This window comes from Roseateles sp. P5_E11 (assembly GCF_054049355.1).
This window is the reverse complement of the sequence record NZ_JBFUMO010000747.1, coordinates 1-2,364: the sequence shown is the minus strand read 5'-3', so window position 1 is coordinate 2,364 and position 2,364 is coordinate 1. Positions and strand designations below refer to the sequence as shown.

Annotated in this window: 1 protein-coding gene and 1 pseudogene; one reads left to right on the top strand and one right to left on the bottom strand. The window is 68.6% G+C overall.

What is annotated here, in order from left to right:
• Positions 1 to 3 precede the first annotated feature (3 nt).
• Positions 4 to 1,617: an L-aspartate oxidase gene (gene nadB / locus ACXJKR_RS30060; RefSeq protein WP_457325959.1), complete on the bottom strand. Its 1,614-nt coding sequence runs from the start codon at positions 1,615 to 1,617 to the stop codon at positions 4 to 6.
• A gap of 129 nt (positions 1,618 to 1,746) precedes the next feature.
• On the opposite strand from nadB, the pseudogene ACXJKR_RS30055 reads away from it, so the two are divergent.
• Positions 1,747 to 2,364: pseudogene (locus ACXJKR_RS30055) on the top strand (hypothetical protein); the annotation flags it as partial.

The window sequence follows — 2,364 nt, the reverse complement described above, 5'->3', positions numbered from 1 at the left end:
GTGCTAGCGTCGGCGCCGTTTGCTGATCAACACCGTCGGGAAGCTCACCGGCAGCGYGCGCGGGTAGTCGCGGCTGAAGTGCAGGCCGCGGCTCTCGTGGCGCATCAGGGCCGAGCGCACGATCAGCTCGGCGCATTCGACGAGGTTGCGCAGCTCCAGCAGGTCGCGCGTGACTCGGAAGCTCCCGTAGTAGTCATCAATCTCGCCGCGCAGCAGCTTGATGCGATGCAGCGCGCGCTCCAGGCGCTTGGTGGTACGCACGATGCCGACGTAGTTCCACATCAACAGGCGCAGTTCGTCCCAGTTGTGGGCGATGACGACCTGCTCGTCGGCGTTCTCGACCTGGCTCTCGTCCCAGGCCGGGATGGGAGCCCCGTCGGGGAGCGGGTGCGACAGGATGTCGGCCGCGCAGGTCTGGCCCAGCACCACGCATTCCAGCAGCGAGTTGCTGGCCAGGCGGTTGGCGCCGTGCAGGCCGGTATAGCCGGTTTCGCCCACGGCATACAGGCCCGGCAGGTCGCAGCGGCCGAGCAGGTCGGTCACAGCACCGCCGCAGGTGAAGTGCACAGCCGGCACGACGGGAATAGGCTGCCTGGCGATGTCGATGCCGAGCTTGAGGCAGCGGGCGTGGATGGTCGGGAAATGCTCGATGAGGAAGGCTTCTCCCAGGTGGGTGGCGTCCAGCCACACATGGTCCAGGCCGTGCTTTTTCATCTCGAAGTCGATGGCGCGGGCGACGATGTCGCGCGGCGCCAGCTCCATGCGCTCGTCGTGGGCGGCCATGAAGCGGGTGCCCCCGAGATGTTCAGGCAGCTTCAGGTAGGCCCCCTCGCCGCGCAAGGCCTCGGTGATGAGGAAGCTGCGCTCCTGCGGGTGGTAAAGGCAGGTCGGGTGGAACTGGATGAATTCCATGTTCGCGACCCGGCAGCCGGCGCGCCACGCCATGGCGATGCCGTCGCCCGTCGACGTGTCGGGGTTGGTGGTGTAGCGGTAGACCTTGCCGGCGCCGCCGGTTGCCAGCACGACGGCGCGTGCTGGCAGCGTCTCCACGCGCTGGGTGTCGATGTCCAGCGCGTAGGTGCCGTAGACGCGGGGCGGCTCGTCTCGCTGCACATGGCGTGACGTGATCAGGTCCAGCGCCATCCAGCGCTCGCGCAGCGTGATGTTGGGGTGCTTGCGGGCCAACTCCAGCAGCTGGTCGTGGATGGCCTTGCCAGTGGCGTCGGCCGCGTGGGCGATGCGGCGCACGGCGTGCCCGCCCTCACGCGTCAGGTGCAGGCCCATCGGGCCGGTGTCGTCGGTCGTGAAGGGCACCCCCTGGTCCACCAGCCAGCCCACGGCCGCGGCGCTGCGCTCGGCGATGAAGCGGGCGGCGGCTTCGTCGACGAGGCCTGCGCCAGCGTCCTGGGTGTCGCGCACATGGCTTTCGATGGAATCGTCGCTGCCCAGCACGCCAACGATGCCGCCCTGGGCCCACGCGGTGGCCGCCTCGGTCAGCTCCCGCTTGGCGAGGATGACGACGGGCACGCTGTCGGCGAGATGCAGGGCCACGGTGAGGCCGGCCAGGCCGGCGCCGATGATGACGACGGGCGCGTCGTCTGGAGGGGCAGCAGTCATGGCCGGGCATTGTCATGCAGCGCCGGCACTCCCGCGCCTTGGTGAGGATTGCCATCACACGCAGGCTGCCGACGCCACGCCCTCCCCTATGCTGCGCGCCGCTGTCAACGAAGCAGTGCAGGGAGCGATATGGAGAAGTTGAAGTGCTGGGCCGGCGTCGTTGCCGGCCTTTTGCTGTTCGTCAGCGCCGCACGGGCGGCCCCACCGCCGGCCGAGGTGTTCTTTGGCGATGCCGACATCGGCGAAATCGCGCTGTCGCCCTCGGGCAAGCGGCTGGCCATCACGACCGCCAAAGGCGCCAAGCGCGTCGGCCTCGTCGTGCTGGAACTGGCCCCCGGTGGCAAGCTGACGCGAGCCGTGCAATTCGGCAAGGAGGATGTCACTCAGGTCCATTGGGTCAACGATGACCGGCTCGTCTTCAGCCTCACGGACCTGAGTGGCGAGAACTGGCGGCCGCCGGGCCTGTTCGCCGTGAACGCGGACGGCACCGGGCTGCGAAAGCTCATCGAGCGCGACAACCGCTTCGGGATCAACAAGGGGGAGCCTGACTACAGCTTGCTGGACTGGAGCCACAGCCTGCGCCTGGTGCCCGAGCCACGGCCCGGTGAACCCAATGAAGAAGTGCTGGTGACCTCCTACTCGCGCCGCACCCAGGCGCTGTTGTGGCTGAACACTCGCACGGGCATGACGCGCGACGTCGCCGTTCAGGCACCGGCCGACAACATCCAGCAGTGGCTGGTCGACGCC